A 17,184-nucleotide genomic window follows, 5' to 3' on the forward strand; every position below is an offset into this window, starting at 1 on the left:
ACTGTCCAATTTCATTCTACGGACCGGCGCTTCCACAGTAAATATAACACCGGGATCAGAAACAGCGAAACCAGCGGCGCGGTAATCATGCCGCCAACCATGGGGGCGGCGATGCGTTTCATGACTTCGGAGCCGGTGCCGCTGCCGATCATGATGGGTAACAGTCCGGCGATGATGACGGCGGCGGTCATGGCGAGCGGGCGCACGCGCAGCGCGGCGCCTTCGATGACGGCGGCTTGCAGTTCGGCGAGTGTCTTGGGCTGATGCCGCGCGTAGGCCTGGTTGAGATACACCAGCATCACCACGCCGAATTCGGCGGCCACACCGGCCAGCGCAATAAAGCCTACACCCACCGCGACGGAAAAGTTATAACCCAGCAGATACAACAGCCAGAAGCCGCCCACCAGCGCCAGGGGCACGGCGCCCATCACCATCAGCGACTGCGTGAGGTTGCGAAAGCTGAGATAAAGCAGCAACAGGATAATCGCCAGCGTGAACGGGATGACGTATTGCAGCCGTTGCCTGGCGCGCTCCAAATATTCGTATTGGCCGGACCAGGCGAGCGTGTAGCCGGCGGGCAGTTTGACTTGATCCGCAACACGCTGTTTTGCCTCGCTCACATAGGAGCCCAGGTCACGCCCTTCGATTTGCACATAAATCCAGCCGCTGAGCCGGGCATTTTCGCTTTTGAGCATGTCGGGGCCGTCGGCGATTTCAATCTTTGCTACGTCGCTTAACGCGATCTGTGCGCCGCCGGCGGCCACCACGGGCAGCAGGCGCAGTTGTTCCAGCGAGTCGCGCACTTCCTGCGGGTAGCGGATGTTGATCGGATAGCGCTCACGCCCCTCGACGGTCTCCGCGATGTTCATGCCGCCCACGGCGGCGCTGATGACCTCCTGGATGTCGGCGATGTTCAGCCCATACCGCGCGGCGGCGCGGCGGTCTATATCAATCATGATATAACGCCCGCCGGTGACACGCTCCGCATACGCCGACGTGGTGCCGGGGATGTCGCGCAAGGCGTTCTCGACCTGTTTGCTGAGTGTGTCTATCACCTGTAGATCAGGCCCGGCGATCTTCACGCCCACCGGGCTTTTGATGCCGGTGGCCAGCATGTCTATGCGCGTCTTGATGGGCATGACCCAGACGTTCGCCACACCGGGGAACTGCACGATGCGATCCAGTTCCTGTTTCAGTTTTTCCAGCGTCATGCCGGGACGCCACTCGCTTTTGGGCTTGAATTGAATCAGTGTCTCCAGCATGCTGAGCGGCGCGGGATCCGTAGCCGTGTCGGCGCGTCCGGCCTTGCCGAACACGCTGCGCACTTCGGGAACGGTCTTGATGAGTTTGTCGGACTGCTGTAGAAATTCCTGCGCCTTGCCGATGGACACACCCGGCAACAGCGTGGGCATGTACATGAGGTCGCCCTCGTCCATGTCGGGCATAAACTCACTGCCCAAGCGGCTCAAGGGATACATCATGCTCACCACCAGCAAGACGGAAACCAGCACCGTCAACTTAGGGATGCGCAACACGTTTTGCAGCAGCGGCTTGTACAGGGCGATGAGTACGCGGTTGATGGGATTTTTATGCTCCGCAATGACCCGGCCGCGAATCAAATACCCCATCAGCACCGGCACCAGCGTGATGGAAAGCCCCGCCGCGGCCGCCATCGCGTAGGTCTTGGTGTAGGCAAGCGGCGCGAACAGGCGTCCCTCCTGGCCTTCCAGGGTAAACACCGGAAGAAAACTCACGGTGATGATGAGCAGCGCAAAAAATAAAGGCGGGCCGACCTCAGAGGCTGCCTTGTACATCAACTCCCAGCGGTCATGCCCACCATGGCGCTCCAAATGTTTGTGCGCGTTTTCGATCATCACGATGGCGGCGTCCACCATCGCGCCCACGGCGATGGCAATGCCGCCCAGCGACATGATGTTGGCGTTGATGCCCTGGTAATACATCACCAGGAACGCGGCGAGTATGCCCAGCGGCAGGCTGACCACCGCCACCAGGGCCGAGCGCAGATGCAGTAAAAACGCCGCGCAGACCAGCGCCACGACGATGAATTCTTCAATCAATTTTTCCTTGAGATTATCCACCGCGCGCCGGATGAGGCTGGAGCGGTCATAGGTCTCGACGATTTCCACGCCTTGCGGAAGCTGTTTCTTGATTTCGGCCAGCTTGGCCTTGACCGCAGAGAGGGTGTCCAGCGCGTTGTAGCCGCTGCGCATCACGATGATGCCGCCCACCACTTCACCCTCGCCGTTCAGTTCCGCAATGCCTTGACGCAGTTGCGGGCCCAGGCGGATCTCGGCCACGTCTTCGAGCAACAGCGGCGTGCCGTTCTTGCTGACGCCCAAGGGTATGGCGCGCAAATCTTCGATCCCCGTGAGATAACCCTTGGCGCGCACCACGTATTCCGCCTCGGCCATTTCAATTACCGATCCGCCGACTTCCTGGCTGGCCTGCTCGACGGCGGCGCGCAACGTCGCCAGGGTGAGGTTGTAAGCACGCAGGCGCGCAGGGTTCACCACGATTTGGTATTGCTTCACCATGCCGCCCAACGTGGCCGCCTCGGCCACGCCCGGCACGGCGCGCAGTTGAAACTTGAGCACCCAATCCTGCAAGCTGCGCAACTGCGCTATATCGTGCTTGCCGCTGCGATCGATGAGCGCGTATTCGTAAATCCAGCCCACGCCGGTGGCATCGGGTCCCAGCGCGGTACGCGCGCCCTTCGGCAGACGGTCGGTCACCTGGCTCAAATACTCCAGCACGCGCGAGCGCGCCCAATAAAGGTCGGTGCCGTCGGCGAATAATACATAGATATACGAATCGCCGAAGAACGAGTAACCGCGCACCGTGGTGGCGCCCGGCACCGACAGCATGGTCGTGGCGAGGGGATAGGTGATTTGATCCTCTACCACCTGCGGCGCCTGGCCCGGGTAACTGGTCTTGATGATGACTTGCACGTCGGACAGATCGGGAATGGCGTCGAGCGGCATACGCATCACGGCGTATACGCCAAAGCCGCTGAGCAACAGCGCCAGCAGCAGCACCAATGCGCGGTTTGTGAGCGACCAGCGTATGACGGATGCGATCATGGTGCACCTCCCGCGCGCCGGCCTTTGGTCACCACATTTTTCTCGGCATCCGGCGCACTCAGGCGTTGCAATCCCGCCTTGAGATTGCTTTCGGAATCGAGCAGAAATTGCCCTGACGTAACGACCTGCGTCCCTTCTTCCAGACCTGAAATAATTTCGGTGCGCTCACCGTATTCGGCGCCCGCCTCGACCGTGCGCGCCGCGAATCTGCCTTCACCCAAGGCCACAATCACCCGGCTCTCCGTGCCGGTGCGTATCAGCGCCTCGCGCGGGATACTGAGCGCCACACGCTCATCGCCTGCGTGGAGGTACGCCTCGGCAAACATATTGGGCTTCAACAACAGATCGGGATTATCGAACCGCAAGCGCATCTTGATTGTGCGCGTCACGGGGTCCGCACTGGGGTATACGTACTCCAGTTTGCCGCGCCACACCTTGCCGGGCAGTGCGGGGACACGCAGCTCTGCGTCCGTACCGGCGGCCAAACCGGCGGCCTGTTGCGGGAACACATCCATCACCACCCATACGCTAGCCGGATCAACCAGACTCGCCACCACCGTGGAGGATTCCACAAACATGCCCTGACGCACGCCCAGCGATTCCACCACGCCGTCGGCGGGCGCGTAGACCTTGATCAGCGTTTCGGCCTTGCGGGTTTTATCCAGGACGGCAATCTGCTCTTCCGCCAGGCCCAGGGAGCGTAAACGCACGCGCGCCGCACTCCGCACAAAATTATTGCCCGACGCGACGGCCTGCAAGTACTCCTCTTGGGCGCTCGCGAGTTTGGGTGAAAACACCTCGAAGAGCAGATCGCCTTTGTGCACTTCTTCACCCACAAACGTGACATGCTGGCGTTCGATCCAGCCTTCATAGCGCAGATGAATATGCCGGATACGGTCCTCATCCCAGCTCACGTAACCCACGGCGGCGATGCGCCGCTTTAACACACTGCGCTCCGCAGGCTCGGTGCGTACGCCCATATTGTTGACCATCGCAGGTGAAATGGTGACGACGGCCGCGCCTCCGGTCGCTCCCGGCATCCTGCCTCCCGCAACATTAGCAGAACCCTTCGCTATCGCTCTTCCCTGTACGTTAGATGCATCATCGTAGATCGGGATGTAATCCATACCCATTTCGTCCTTGAGGGGCTTGTCGGCGGTGATCGCCGGGTTCATGGGATGCCGGTAGAATTTTGGCTTCTTTCCCTGGACGTCAGCGGAAGTCGCCGGCGCCCTATCCATCTTTCCCCCGTTCAGCCCGTAACGTTGCACGGCCATACCCGCCAGCACGCTCAATACGACGAGCACTGCCACCCAGATCCGCGGCTTCATGATGATTCTCCTTGCAGATACAACAATCGGGCCTGGGCCTTGGCGCGATCCACCCGCAGACGCAGGCCTTGCAGCCTGGCTTCCAGCTCGGTATTGCGTGCGCGGATAATTTCGGAAAAGGCGCCAAAGTTGCTCTGATACGCCTTGATCGCGGCCTCGGTATTTTGCCGGGCCTGGGGAAGAATTTCGTTCTGATACGCCGTGTCGCGCTCCCCGAGCAGTCGCCAGGCGACGTAATCCGTCGCGAGGGCGTGCAGCAGGTCGCGCTTGCGGTCGTCGCGCGCATAACGCGCGGCATGCACCTGTTGCTGGCTCGCGGCGAGCCGCCTGTCCTGACGTTTGTCGGGGAACAGAGGCAACTCCACCGTGACCATCGCCGATACATAATCCGTGCGCCCTCCGCCGCGCAGGCCGTAATTCACCCCCACCCCCCAGCCCGGCTGGTACTGGGCGCGTGCGATCTCGACGTCACTCTGCCCGGCGTTCACCAGAGCATCCTCCACACGCATGAGCGGATGCGCATCCAGACGCGCCTCGATCTCCTCACGACGCGCCGGCTCGGCGAGCACGGGAAAATCTTGAGCGAGCGGCCGCTCCGGTTGATGCGAACCCAGCCATTTAGCGAGTTCGGCCTGGGCCACCGCGCGCTCGGTCTCGATGCCCGCCAGCCGTTCCTTCACCATCCGCTGCTCCAGTTCCACGCTCAATAGATCCTGCGGCGTGGCAAGACCCGCGCCATATTGCGACTGCGCCACTTCGGTCAATTGCTTGAGCAGCTGCTGCGACTGTTGCACCACGCTGAGGGCTTGCGTCTGGTAGTACACCTCCAGCCAACCGGCGCGCACGGCGTTGAGCACGTTGCGCCGCTGCTGCTCCGCACGCGCCCGTTCGGCGTCCGACATCGCCTCCGCCCGGCGCTGCTTGAAGTGCAGACTGTTTCCCGGCGGGAAGGCTTGCTGCGCGCCCAACGTGAGCATGGTGAAGTCATCGCCGGTGACACTAAGATTACGGGTGGGAACGTCTTGCAGGCCGAGGCTTAGCGTAGGATCGGGCAACTGGCCGTCCGCCACCGCTTGCTCCTGCTCGGCCGCGGCGAGTGCGCCGTAGCGCGGCAACAGCGGATCGGCGGCGAGCGCCAACTGTTCCGCCTCGCTCAAGGTCAGCGGGATTGTCGCTCCCGGCATCCTGCCTCCCGCGACATTACTACGTCCCTGTACGTCATCGGGATGATCGGCCGCGTTGACCGGCGCCACGGTCAGCACCAGCAGTGCGGCAATACAAAAAACCAGATAATTCTGGAAACAGTGAGACATGACGGCTCTCCTTAAAGAAAACTAAACGGACGTTTAGAAACTCAAGGACGAATCATCAGACTTGCAGGATGCAGAACCTCGTTAAGATAGGAGGATTGGCGTGCTCGGGGAGAGCCGCCGGGGTAAGAGACGCAGTTTCTAAAACAGGGCTGATGCCGATACGCGCCGAAGGCGCGGGCGGCAGAAACAGAGGCTCCGCGAAACCGGCTTGATCGGAATCCTGAACATGCCGCGAGACCGCGCAGCTCACGCCGGGCTGGCAATCGGTGTGACCGGCATCGGCCTTCTGCTGCACGCACTCCGGGCACATACCCGGCTCGACGGCCGCAGCCCCGGCCGCCATTACGCACGGCTGCAACGCCACGGATAGCCACACCATGGCGAGCAAGGCCAGCACGCTGCGGGCTAGTGTGTGGCGGCGTTGACGCAAATAATGGAGCATGGGTAACTCTCTGTCGGATCCGCTACGCTTGATCCGATCCACATAGCTTTTCCATTCTACTGCTTAAGTTACGGCCTCGCAAGAGGTGACACTCACCGGATGGGCAGACACTGGCCGATGGAGCCGGGGCCGCACAGTGTTTGATCTATCCAGATGGCGTTTTCCAGATTCGCGCCGCTGAGGTCGGCGCCGTCCGGATTCGCGCCGGTGAGGTCGGCGTAGGACAGATCCGCGCCGCTGAGATGAGTATTAGTGAGATTGGCGTTACGCAGGTTCACGCCCTTCATCTTCGCCCGGCTCAACTCGGCATCGCTGAGATCGCTGGAGTTGAGATTGCTGTAAGAGAGGTCATTGCCCGGCATTTGGGTCTGGCGCAGATCCGCGCCGCTGAGATTGGCATTTCGCAGTATGGCGCCGCGCAGATCCTGCCCGCTGAGCGCAGCCCCTTCCAGCGCACAGTTACTCCAGTTCACGCCGGGGCGCGGCGGGGCCTGGCACTCCGACGTGGGATTGATAGTGGGGTTCGGATAATAATAGGCCAGCAGGCCCACCCCTCCCAGCAGAACCAGTGCGAGGAATAGTTGCGGCAGATAACGTTCCCGCCGCGGAGCTGCAACACTGCGCAGATGAGCCTTGGTCAAGCGATGCTGGATAAGCTCGACGGGTTCGGGTTGACGGCGGTCGCTGAACCGGCGCCGCTGCCGGGCAAATTCCCCTGCGCCTTCCGCACGATCGCGCCGGTCCATACCGCTGCGCTCGTCCTCCCAGCGCCGCGCATCCTTGAGCCGCTGCAGTTGCTCGTCTTCATCGGCCTGGTCGCCCGGCCCGCGGAGGATGGACGGGTGCAATTGGGGAAATGCCGACAATGGCTGCCATTCCTCCATGTCTACACTCAACTCATCGCCTTCGTGAACCCGGCCAAGCAGGATATAACGGCTCACCAGACCCGTTGGAAAGGGGCCCCGCACCTGCCCGCCACGGCGGGTATACCATAATTGTTTTGCCTGCATCGTTGCCTACATCATTACCGGTCAAGCTGGATTAGACAACTCATGTATATTGCAAAATCAATGCCAAAAATTTGGCTCTACCCTCTCAAGAGCCGCGCTGTGCGGCCGATATTCTATTGTCAGGGGGTATAAAATGGCTTCCTTTATATAGTGAACAACTCCCAAGCGCCACAGATCACCGGCAGCGCAGCACCCTTCACCTCCAAGTTAACCCCGGGGGACACCCCTGCTATTCTGCGCTCCTGGCAGATAGGGCAAACCTTAACCGCGGAAGTGCTCGCTCCTGCGCAGGACGGCGTCACCTTGCTGCGGATCAACGGCGCGCTGATGAGCACTCAGACCACCCTGCCGCTCACCCCCGGACAAACCTTACAGGTAAAGGTCATCGCCACCGGTGCACCACCGGTGCTGCAGATCATGACGCCGGAGACAACGCTAGCCCCAACGACGACCGATACACTCAACCAGTCGCTGCGCGCCGCCCTGCCGAGGCAGGCTCCCCTGTCCCCCTTATTGGCGAATCTCGTCTGGCTGGCGCAGACGAAAAACGGCAGCGTGTCCGGCTTGCCGCCTGCCGTGGTGGAGACTGCCCGGCAAGTATTCAGCACCTTGTCCACGCCCCAGGATCTCTCGACAGGCGCCGGCCTGTCGGCTTCATTGCAGCGCTCCGGCCTGTTTCTGGAAGCTCGTCTGAGCCAGGCGGATACCACTGCACTGGAAACCGATTTCAAGGCCGGATTATTACGCCTGCGCGAGGTCCTGCTCACCACAGAGGCAACGGCATCCGCGCCGGGCAAACTGTCGCAGACGAACCCTGCTTCACCGTCCTCACCGGCACCGGCCCAAATGCCCTCTCAGACCGGAACCGCCGTTGAAACACGCGTTCATGCTCAAGCAAACATAGCACCGCTTTCAGACTCAGCAACGTCCGCCCCACCCCCCCTGCGCGGCGCGCCGGTGCATGCGCAGCCGGTAACCGGCCCAACACTCGCCGAGGCCGGGTTGCGGGCCGAAACCACTGCTGAGCTGTTAAATCAGGTCCAGGGAGGCCTTGCCCGCGTGCAACTCAGCCAATTGGCCAGCCTTCCAAACAGCGATTCCAGTCCGCCTGCGTGGGTCCTCGAATTACCCGTGCGGCACGCGGGCGAGTCTCACGTCATTCAAGTGCGCATCGAGGCCGACGACCCATCGTCTCACCCGGAGCAGGCCGGGCAGGAACGGAAGGATTGGTTGGTCACGCTGGCGTTGGATCTTAAAGGGCTGGGACCGCTACATATAAAGGTAAGTCTACGCGAAGAAAAGGTATCGGCCTCGTTCTGGGCCGACCAGGGGGAGACCGTCGAACTCCTGACCCGGCATCTCGACCAGTTACGCAATCAAATGAACAAAGCCGGTCTGAATGTTGCATCCATCAGTTGTGCCACAGGGTGCAGGCCACCGCCACGAAACAACCACGGGTCTCCTCCCCTGCTGGACATCAAGATATGAGTACCGTGTCTGACCGCCCGCCGGACAAGGTCGTGGCGCTGCGCTATGAGGGCGTGGGTGCGCCGCGGGTCACCGCCAAGGGAGAAGGCCTGGTCGCGGAAAAGATTTTGGAGCTTGCCAAGGAGCACCATATTCCACTCCACGAGAACCCGGCTCTGGTCGCCGTGCTGGCGAAACTGGAGCTAGGGGATGAAATCCCCGTGGCTTTGTACAAGGCCGTGGCGGAGGTCATCGCCTTTGCCTACATGGTGAGCGGTAAGGTACCCATTCGCGCTTCAGAAGCGTAACGTGGCATGCGTAACTCAAGAAGTGGTAAGTCCGGCCGCTAATATGTTAAGGAAGCTCTGATTTATGCATGTTGAACCGCCAAGACGCCAAGAACGCCAAGACTTTTATTTACAAATTCAAGCCTTTTTTCTTGGTGACCTTGGCGCCTTGGCGGTTGGCGATATATTTTTCAGAGTTTCCTTAAGAAATAGTTAAGATCTGTTTGCCTCTTAGAGGTCTTGAGTTGTATAAATCAGCATATTCCCCTAGTATGTCGGCATTTTGACATAGGGGTCAGAAAGGTGGGACGACATGGCTATCCAATATTCAACAACGAGATTTAACGGAGGGCCGTGTGTTGGCTAGCGAGAAGGGCCAAAAGCGTCTTACGGACGTGCTGCAGCGGCGCATTCTAATTATAGATCATGAGCCCGAGCACCGTGCGCACCTGACCCGCATGCTTGAAGACGGGGGCTTTCAAAATATTCTCACGGCTCCCAGCGGACATCAGGCGCTGTCCGTGCTGCAACTCAGCCTGCAAGAGGGACAGAGCGATATCCAAGCCATACTCTTGCACACCCGGTTGCCGGACATGGACGCCTACAGCCTAGGGCGTCGCCTGCACGAACACGTGGACTTGGGTACGATTCCTATCCTTCTGCTGAGCCCGCCGGCCGCCGATCAGGCCGAAATTATACGTTCCGGCTATACCGTCGGCGCCACCGACATCCTGTTTGACCCCATCCCGCCGACCGAACTGTTGCCGCGCCTCACCACCTCACTGTTCCTCAAGATAGAGCGCGATCTGCGCAAACACCGGGAAAGGGAACTGCAAACCGAGCTGGTCAATTACAAGGCCACCGAAGCGCGCCTGGAATATCTGGTCGCCCATGATGACCTTACCGGCCTCTACAACCGCAGACGCCTGGAACAGCTGCTGGAGCTTTCCGTCATCTCCGCGCACCACCACCAGCGCACCGGCGCCCTGTGTTATCTGGATCTCGATCAGTTCAAGGTCATCAACGACAGCGAAGGCCATAATGCCGGCGACAACCTGCTGGTGCACGTGGCGGCGATCCTAAGGGACCTGTTGGGGAATCACGCCACCATCGCACACATCAGCTCCGATGAGTTTGCCGTGCTGATAGATAACACCACCGAGCACGTCGCCATGGAAACCGCCGAGGCGATACGCCAGGCCCTGGATGAATTCAAATATCAAGCCGGCAAAAAGACTTACTACATCGGCGTCAGTATCGGCGTGGCGATGATCTACCCGCGCGACAAGGTCACCGCCAGCGAGATCCTGGCCCAGGCCGACCAAGCCTGCTACATGGCCAAGGTGAAGGGCCGCAACCGCGTGCACAAATACAACTCCGGCGACAGTGTGATGCACGCGCTGCAAAGCGATGTCTACTGGGGCCCGCAGATTCGTCACGCCCTGACCCATGACCGCTTCCGTTTAGTCTTTCAGCCCGTGTTGCAGCTCTCGGATGACAAGATCACTCACTACGAGGTGTTGATCCGCATGCTGGGCGACGAGGATCAGCTGATCGAGCCCGCCAATTTCATTCCGATCGCCGAGCGGATGGGATTGATTCAGGAAGTTGATTTCTGGGTCATCGGCGCCGCGCTGGACTGGCTGCACAACCTGCCCGCGCACCTCTCGCATCTCGCCGTCAACATCAATCTCTCCACCCAGGGCCTGGCCGACCCGGCCCTGCTCCCGCTGCTGCGCGACAAGCTGCGCGTCACCGGGGTGGACGCGCGGCGCATCACCTTTGAGATCACCGAGACCGCGGCGATCGCCAACATCGGCCAGACCCGCAAGGTGGTGGAGCAGATCCGCGCGCTGGGCTGCCAGTTCGCCCTGGATGACTTCGGCGCCGGGTTTAACTCCTACAATTACCTCAAGCACTTCCCCGTGGACTACCTCAAAATTGACGGCATCTTCATCGTCAATCTCGTGAACGACCCGGTGGATCAGGCACTGGTGAAATCCATGATCGAGATCGCCCACACCCTGGGCAAGAAGACCGTCGCAGAATTCGTAGAAACGGCCGAGGCGCTGAAGTTGCTGAAGGAATACGGCGTGGATTACGCCCAAGGACATTATCTCGGCAAACCGCAGGCGGCGTTGGTGCGGTATTAAATCGGGCTCGAATTTGTGATGTGCGACAACCTGCTGCCTTGTAGATCTACCCCTGAGTCTTGTAATAGTTAATCAAGCCATTGGTGGACGAGTCGTGTGACGTGACCTGCGCGGCATCTTTCAACTCGGGTAGAATCTTTTGCGCAAGTTGTTTGCCCAGTTCCACGCCCCATTGGTCGAAGGAGTTTATATTCCAGATCACGCCCTGCACAAAGATCTTATGCTCGTAAAGGGCGATCAGCGCGCCCAGACTCTTCGGCGTTATCTTTTTGAGCATAATAGAGTTGCTGGGCTTGTTGCCTGCGAAGACTTTATGCGGCAGCAGTTTTTCCAACGCCGCGCCGCTAACGAAGGCCTCTACCAACTCCGCGCGCGCTTCGTGTTCCGTCTTGCCTTTCATGAGCGCCTCGGGCTGAGCGAAAAAGTTTGATAGCAGGATTCTGTGATGATCGCCGATGGGATTATGTGTTTCTATCGGCGCGATAAAGTCGGCGGGGACAAGCGGAGTGCCCTGGTGCAATAATTGATAAAAGGCATGTTGCCCGTTGGCGCCCGGCTCGCCCCAGATCACCGGCCCTGTTGAATAGTCCACACATTCGCCGTCGCGTGTGACGCTCTTGCCGTTGCTCTCCATATCGCCTTGCTGAAAATAGGCGGGGAAGCGGTGCAGATACTGGTCGTAAGGCAAGATGGCGTGCGTCTGCGCGCCGAAAAAGTTGTTATACCAAATACCCAGCAGCGCCAGAACGACCGGCATATTTTTTTCAAAGGGAGCGCTGCGAAAGTGTTCATCCATGTCATGCGCGCCGGCGAGTAATTCTTCAAAATTGTCCATGCCGATAGAGAGCACGATGGGCAGCCCGATGGCCGACCATAGCGAATAACGCCCGCCCACCCAATCCCAGAACTCAAACATGTTGCGTGTATCGATGCCAAACTTTGCGACTTCTTTTGCATTCGTGGAAACCGCGACAAAATGTTTGGCCACCGTTGTTTCGTCCCGGGCAGCTTTTAAAAACCATGCGCGCGCAGTGTGGGCGTTAGTCAGCGTCTCCTGGGTGGTGAAGGTCTTGGAGGCGATGATAAATAGGGTTGTTTCAGGATTGAGCCGTTTGAGCGTCTCGGCGATATGCGTGCCGTCCACGTTGGATACGAAATGTGCTTGCAGTCCCGGTTTTGCATAAGGTCTGAGCGCCTCACAAACCATCACCGGACCGAGATCGGAGCCGCCGATGCCGATGTTGACGATGTCGGTAATGGTCTTGCCTGTATAACCCTTCCAGGCGCCGCTACGCACCGACTCCGTGAATATCTTCATCTGCGCCAGCACCCGATTAACTTCAGGCATCACGTCTACGCCGTCAACCACAATAGACCGGTTGGAGCGATTGCGCAGGGCGACGTGCAGTACGGCGCGCTGCTCGGTGACGTTAATCTTTTCACCGGAAAACATGCTCTCTATCCAGGTCTTGAGATCGGCCTGTCTCGCCAGCGCGAACAGCAGAGACAAGGTCTCTTCTGTGATGCGGTTTTTTGAGTAATCGAGCAGGATGTCCTTAAATGCGAGGAAATATTTTGTAAAGCGCTGCGGATCGGCTGCGAACAATTCGCGCATGTGCAGCGGCGCGATCTTTTTATGGTGCGCCTGTAAGGCCAGCCAGGCCTTGGATTGGGTCAACGAACTCACGTTATCGTTCTGCTAATAAACACAGACATCACCGCTGACATCACCTCCCAGACTTATCTCATTGCGCCAGCATTGATATTCACGCTCGAACAGCCGGTTGGCCTCGGCGGGGCCCCATGCGCCGGCCGGATAGCTGTGAATGAAATCACGTTCCATGGACCACGTCTTCAAAATCGGGTCCACTACCTTCCAGGCCCAGCGCACCTCGTCATAGCGCAGGAACAGCGAGTGATCACCTTCAATCACATCCAGCAATAAGGCTTCATAGGCGTCGAGTTGGGCCTCGAATTCTTCACGATAACTGGCATCGAGACTCACGGTGCGGGTATGCATCTTGAGCCCCGGCAGTTTGGTTTGAATCTCGACGCGCAGACATTCCTCGGGTTGTATGCCGAGCAAGATCCAGTTGGGACGCAACTGCTCCGTCACGGCCTCGCGGAATAACTGCTGCGGCGCATGTTTGAAGCGGATGGCGATATAGGAGGTCGGCTTGGCCATGCGCTTGCCGGTGCGCACATAAAACGGCACGTTGCGCCAACGCCAGTTGTCAATGTAGAACTTGATCGCCGCATAACTCTCCGTGGTGCTGTTGGGTGCGACGCCCTGCTCATCGAGGTAACCGGCGACCTTTTGGCCGTCCACGGCGCCGCGCCCGTATTGGGCGCGAAAGGCGTGCGCGTGCACCGCGCTCTGCGGGATGGGCCGGATGGATTTCAATACCTTCACCTTTTCATCGCGCAGCGACTCGGCGTCCATGTTGGCCGGCGGCTCCATAGCGACTAAGGTCAACATCTGCAGCAGGTGGCTTTGCAACATATCGCGCAGCGCGCCTGCGCCGTCGTAATAATCCGCGCGCCCGGCGATACCTTGGGTTTCGGAATGGGTGATCTGCACGTGGTCAATGTAATTGCGGTTCCATAACGGCTCCAGCATGATATTGGCAAAGCGGAACACCAACACGTTCTGCACCGTGCCCTTGCCTAGGTAGTGGTCAATGCGAAAGATCTGTTGCTCTGAAAAATGCCGGTGCAGTCGCTCCTCAAGGGTCTGGGCGCTTTCCACGTCATAGCCAAAAGGTTTTTCGATGACCAGCCGCCGCCAGCCGCCATCCTCTTGAGGCAGGCCGGCGTCGGCCAGATGCTGACTCACCGTCGAAAATTCGGCCGGACGGATGGCCATGTAAAACACCACATTGCCCGGGAAATGATTAGCGGTTGTGAGTGTGTCTTTCAGGCGATGATAGGACTCGACATCCTCGAGATCGCCGTGAAAATAATGCAACCGTGTACAGAAATGGGCAAACACCTGCTCATCCAGCCCTTTCCGGACGCGGGTCTTTAACAGGGCGGCCACTTCGTCGCGCCATTGCTCGGTGGTCCACTCGCGCCGCCCGAAGCCCATGATCACCATGCCTTCAGGCAGACGTGCAGCCTGTTCGAGGTGGTACAAGGCCGGCAATAATTTATTCTGGGAAAGGTTGCCGGTCGCGCCGAAGATGACAAAGGTGCAAGGTTCAATCATATCGAATCCTTTCCTGCTCCCGCAGGGAGCAGGAAACAAGAACGCCCTCTCCCCTCGGGAGAGGGCGGGGTGAGGGAGACGGAGAGTTGCACAGGTTTCATTTTTTATCCTTCGTGTGTGAGGCATGGCCGCCAAAGGCGTTACGCATCAGCGACAGCAGGCGATAACCATAACCGCTGTCGCGGCTTGCAAAGCGCATTTGCAGAGCGAGCGTCATGACCGGGGTGGCGATGCCTTGATCCACGCCCTCGATGGCGGTCCAGCGCCCTTCGCCGGAGTCGTCCACCTTGGCTGAAAATTGCTCCAGGAATTGATCGGTGCTCTGCGTACCTTTGCTGTTCAAGGCCTCGGCCGTGAGATCGAGCAGCCAACTGCGCACAACGGAACTGTGGCGCCACAACTCGGTGATCTGCGCAAGATCGAGATTGAATTCCTGCTTGCCGTGCAGCAGGGACAACCCCTCCCCAAAGGCCTGCATCATCCCATATTCGACGCCGTTGTGTATCATCTTGGTGAAGTGCCCGGCGCCGACAGGACCGACATGAGCCCAGCCCCGATCAGGCGCGGGGGCGAGCACTTTCAACACCGGCGCCAGCACGGCGGCGGTCTCTTTGCTGCCGCCCACCATCAGGCAGTAGCCGTTTTGCAATCCCCAGACGCCGCCCGAGGTACCGGCGTCCATGAATCCGATGCCGTGCCCGGCTAGCAGTGCGCCGCGCCGTTCGCTGTCGTGGTAATTCGAATTGCCGCCGTCCACGATAATGTCGCCCCGCGTCAATTGCGGAATCAATTCCTCTATCATCTGTTCGGTCGGTGCGCCGCTCGGCAGCATCAGCCATAGGACACGCGGGGTTTTGAGTTGGGCAATCGCCTCCGCGACGGATAACGCCGCGATCAAACCCTCCTCGCGCGCGAGTTGTTGGGTGATCTCCGCCGAGCGGTTGAAACCGGCGACCTCGATGCCGCCCCGGCACAAGCGTCGCGCCATGTTGGCGCCCATCTTGCCCAGACCAATCAGTGCTATTCTCATGACCGCTTCCTCGTTTTTCATTATAGTTGTGTTAGCAGGCTGTTGAGAAACAGCCTGCGTGCAGCCCACGGATGGGCTGCCATTTTTCAAACACGCTGTATGTGTTTGAAAAATGAAACAAAGCAAAAACCGCACTTTTTGCTTTGTGTGTTGGAAAAGCCCATGGAAGGGCTTTTTCAACATCCTGTTGGCAAACCAATAATAAGGCGATAATCATGCCAACCTCCTACAGAATAGCTTTATACAGAGACACTTTCGCAGCAAAATAGGCCATGCACAAGATTTTCTTCGCAGCCAGCGAGGCGCACCCGCTCATCAAGACCGGCGGCCTGGGCGACGTCGCCGGCAGTCTTCCCATCGCGCTGAGCCAACTCGGGCAGGATGTCCGGCTGGTGCTGCCCGCCTACCGTGAGGCGCTGGCGCAGATCGAGGGGTTTCAGGTCATTGCCGCCTTACAATGCGCCGACACGGCGGTGCGCATATTAGAAAGTCAACTTCCCGGCAGTCCGGTCCCGGTCTGGCTGGTGGATGCACCTCACTACTTTGATCGGCCGGGCGGGCCCTATGCAGACCCCGATGGCCGCGACTGGCCGGACAACGCTGCGCGCTTTGCCTTGTTCGCGCGCGCCGTGACCGCCCTCGCGCTCGGCCGGGCGGGCCTCAATTGGCAGCCCGATCTGGTGCACTGTAACGACTGGCAGACCGGCCTCATCCCCGCCCTGCTGGCCCGTGAAACCAGCCGCCCCGCGACCGTTTTCACTCTGCATAACCTCGCCTACCAGGGTCTGTTCGCGCGGGAGATTTTTGAATTACTCGATCTGCCCAGTGTGCTATGGAGCCCCGAGGCCATGGAGTTTCATGGGCAGTTTTCCTTCATCAAGGGCGGGCTGGTGTACGCCGACCGTCTTACCACGGTGAGCCCCACCTATGCCGAGGAGATACGCACCCCGGCGCTGGGTTATGGTTTTGAAGGGCTGCTCAATCACCGCGGCCATGACCTTACCGGCATCCTCAACGGCGCCGACTACGCCGTGTGGGAGCCTTCCCGCGACTCTTTTATCGTAAAAAATTATGACTCCAGGACCATACATCTCAAGGCGCTCAACAAGGCCGATCTGCAACGGCGCTTCGAGTTACCGGTGCTGAAAGACGTGCCGCTGATCGGCATGATCGGGCGGCTGGTGGAGCAAAAAGGTGTGGATCTGCTGTTGGCCGTTCTCCCGCAACTGCTCCGTCATCCCGTGCAACTGGTTCTACTCGGCAGCGGCGAAGACACCCTCGAACAGGCCTTGCAAGACTGGGCCAAGGCCCATCCGGAACGCATCGCTGTACATCTGGGTTATAGCGAGGACCTGGCGCATCGCATCGAGGCGGGGGCTGACATGTTCCTCATGCCTTCGCGCTTCGAGCCGTGCGGACTGAATCAGATCTACAGTCTACGCTATGGGACCGTGCCGATCGTGCGCCGCACCGGCGGCCTCGCCGACACAGTGGTGGACGCCAGCGCAGAGACATTAGCTGCAGAAACCGCCACTGGCTTCGTATTCAACACCCCCGCGCCACAAGCGCTGCTGGCCACTCTGTTACGCGCTCTCAGCCTGTTCACTCAAACCCAGCGTTGGCAGCGCCTGGTCAAGACGGGCATGGCGCAGGATTTCAGTTGGAAAAAAAGTGCGCAACAGTATCTCGCTGTCTATCAACAGGCATTGGACGATCATCGATCGGCTTAGGCGGCGATTATCAATCCTGTTTTACTTATCCCCACTCCGTCTCTCCCGCTAGTATAGGGGAAGGGAAACGTATAGGAGAGTGCTGTCTAATGAACTTCATTAGTATTTTACA

Annotated in this window: 13 protein-coding genes; 4 read left to right on the forward strand and 9 right to left on the reverse strand. The window is 59.3% G+C overall.

The window, feature by feature from the left end; genetic code table 11:
* Positions 1–11: 11 nt before the first annotated feature.
* The 5 genes from HY028_09750 to HY028_09770 form a co-directional block, all read right to left on the reverse strand.
* Positions 12–3,101, reverse strand: a complete 3,090-nt coding sequence (locus HY028_09750; protein ID MBI3345117.1) for an efflux RND transporter permease subunit — start codon at positions 3,099–3,101, stop codon at positions 12–14.
* Positions 3,098–4,432: an efflux RND transporter periplasmic adaptor subunit gene (locus HY028_09755; protein MBI3345118.1), complete on the reverse strand. Its 1,335-nt coding sequence runs from the start codon at positions 4,430–4,432 to the stop codon at positions 3,098–3,100. The genes HY028_09750 and HY028_09755 overlap by 4 nt, the downstream gene beginning before the upstream one ends.
* Positions 4,429–5,745, reverse strand: coding sequence for a TolC family protein (locus HY028_09760; GenBank protein ID MBI3345119.1), 1,317 nt, complete (start codon positions 5,743–5,745; stop codon positions 4,429–4,431). Before HY028_09760 ends, HY028_09755 begins: the two co-directional genes overlap by 4 nt.
* Positions 5,746–5,800: 55 nt before the next feature.
* Positions 5,801–6,187 carry a hypothetical protein gene (locus HY028_09765; protein MBI3345120.1) on the reverse strand — a complete coding sequence of 129 codons (387 nt, stop codon included), beginning with the start codon at positions 6,185–6,187 and terminating at the stop codon, positions 5,801–5,803.
* 92 nt (positions 6,188–6,279) lie between these two features.
* Positions 6,280–7,197, reverse strand: a complete 918-nt coding sequence (locus HY028_09770) for a pentapeptide repeat-containing protein (GenBank protein ID MBI3345121.1) — start codon at positions 7,195–7,197, stop codon at positions 6,280–6,282.
* Between the two features lie 150 nt (positions 7,198–7,347).
* Between HY028_09770 and HY028_09775 the strand changes: the two genes are divergently transcribed.
* From HY028_09775 to HY028_09785, 3 genes are all read left to right on the forward strand, one after another.
* Positions 7,348–8,685 carry a flagellar hook-length control protein FliK gene (locus HY028_09775; GenBank protein ID MBI3345122.1) on the forward strand — a complete coding sequence of 446 codons (1,338 nt, stop codon included), beginning with the start codon at positions 7,348–7,350 and terminating at the stop codon, positions 8,683–8,685.
* Entirely contained in the window at positions 8,682–8,972 is a 291-nt protein-coding gene (locus tag HY028_09780) for an EscU/YscU/HrcU family type III secretion system export apparatus switch protein (protein ID MBI3345123.1), read from the forward strand. Before HY028_09775 ends, HY028_09780 begins: the two co-directional genes overlap by 4 nt.
* 335 nt (positions 8,973–9,307) lie before the next feature.
* Positions 9,308–11,104 carry an EAL domain-containing protein gene (locus HY028_09785; GenBank protein MBI3345124.1) on the forward strand — a complete coding sequence of 599 codons (1,797 nt, stop codon included), beginning with the start codon at positions 9,308–9,310 and terminating at the stop codon, positions 11,102–11,104.
* A 46-nt stretch (positions 11,105–11,150) separates the two neighbouring features.
* Here HY028_09785 and pgi read toward each other — a convergent pair whose 3' ends face one another.
* From pgi to HY028_09805, 4 genes are all read right to left on the reverse strand, one after another.
* The gene (pgi, locus tag HY028_09790; protein MBI3345125.1) at positions 11,151–12,791 is read right to left on the reverse strand and encodes a glucose-6-phosphate isomerase; all 1,641 of its coding nucleotides are present in this window, start codon (positions 12,789–12,791) and stop codon (positions 11,151–11,153) included.
* Between the two features lie 12 nt (positions 12,792–12,803).
* Positions 12,804–14,312 (reverse strand): glucose-6-phosphate dehydrogenase, encoded by a 1,509-nt coding sequence (locus HY028_09795; GenBank protein MBI3345126.1) that lies wholly within the window; start codon positions 14,310–14,312, stop codon positions 12,804–12,806.
* Positions 14,313–14,409: 97 nt separating this feature from the next.
* Positions 14,410–15,342: a decarboxylating 6-phosphogluconate dehydrogenase gene (gene gnd / locus HY028_09800; protein MBI3345127.1), complete on the reverse strand. Its 933-nt coding sequence runs from the start codon at positions 15,340–15,342 to the stop codon at positions 14,410–14,412.
* 31 nt (positions 15,343–15,373) lie between these two features.
* Positions 15,374–15,559: a hypothetical protein gene (locus HY028_09805; protein MBI3345128.1), complete on the reverse strand. Its 186-nt coding sequence runs from the start codon at positions 15,557–15,559 to the stop codon at positions 15,374–15,376.
* A gap of 55 nt (positions 15,560–15,614) precedes the next feature.
* Here HY028_09805 and glgA point away from each other — a divergent pair, with 55 nt between their 5' ends.
* Positions 15,615–17,072 (forward strand): glycogen synthase GlgA, encoded by a 1,458-nt coding sequence (gene glgA, locus HY028_09810; GenBank protein ID MBI3345129.1) that lies wholly within the window; start codon positions 15,615–15,617, stop codon positions 17,070–17,072.
* The last annotated feature ends 112 nt before the right edge of the window (positions 17,073–17,184 follow it).

The sequence above is a fragment of the Gammaproteobacteria bacterium genome (assembly GCA_016195665.1).
GTDB lineage: Bacteria > Pseudomonadota > Gammaproteobacteria > SURF-13 > SURF-13 > JACPZD01.

Coding starts and splice junctions, on each gene's coding strand:
- HY028_09760 (MBI3345119.1), bottom strand. CDS start 5,745: ATGTCTCACTGTTTCCAGAATTATCTGGTTTTTTGTATTGCCGCACTG.
- gnd (MBI3345127.1), bottom strand. CDS start 15,342: ATGAGAATAGCACTGATTGGTCTGGGCAAGATGGGCGCCAACATGGCG.
- HY028_09770 (MBI3345121.1), bottom strand. CDS start 7,197: ATGCAGGCAAAACAATTATGGTATACCCGCCGTGGCGGGCAGGTGCGG.
- glgA (MBI3345129.1), top strand. CDS start 15,615: ATGCACAAGATTTTCTTCGCAGCCAGCGAGGCGCACCCGCTCATCAAG.
- HY028_09755 (MBI3345118.1), bottom strand. CDS start 4,432: ATGAAGCCGCGGATCTGGGTGGCAGTGCTCGTCGTATTGAGCGTGCTG.
- HY028_09780 (MBI3345123.1), top strand. CDS start 8,682: ATGAGTACCGTGTCTGACCGCCCGCCGGACAAGGTCGTGGCGCTGCGC.
- HY028_09805 (MBI3345128.1), bottom strand. CDS start 15,559: ATGATTATCGCCTTATTATTGGTTTGCCAACAGGATGTTGAAAAAGCC.
- HY028_09795 (MBI3345126.1), bottom strand. CDS start 14,312: ATGATTGAACCTTGCACCTTTGTCATCTTCGGCGCGACCGGCAACCTT.
- HY028_09765 (MBI3345120.1), bottom strand. CDS start 6,187: ATGCTCCATTATTTGCGTCAACGCCGCCACACACTAGCCCGCAGCGTG.
- HY028_09750 (MBI3345117.1), bottom strand. CDS start 3,101: ATGATCGCATCCGTCATACGCTGGTCGCTCACAAACCGCGCATTGGTG.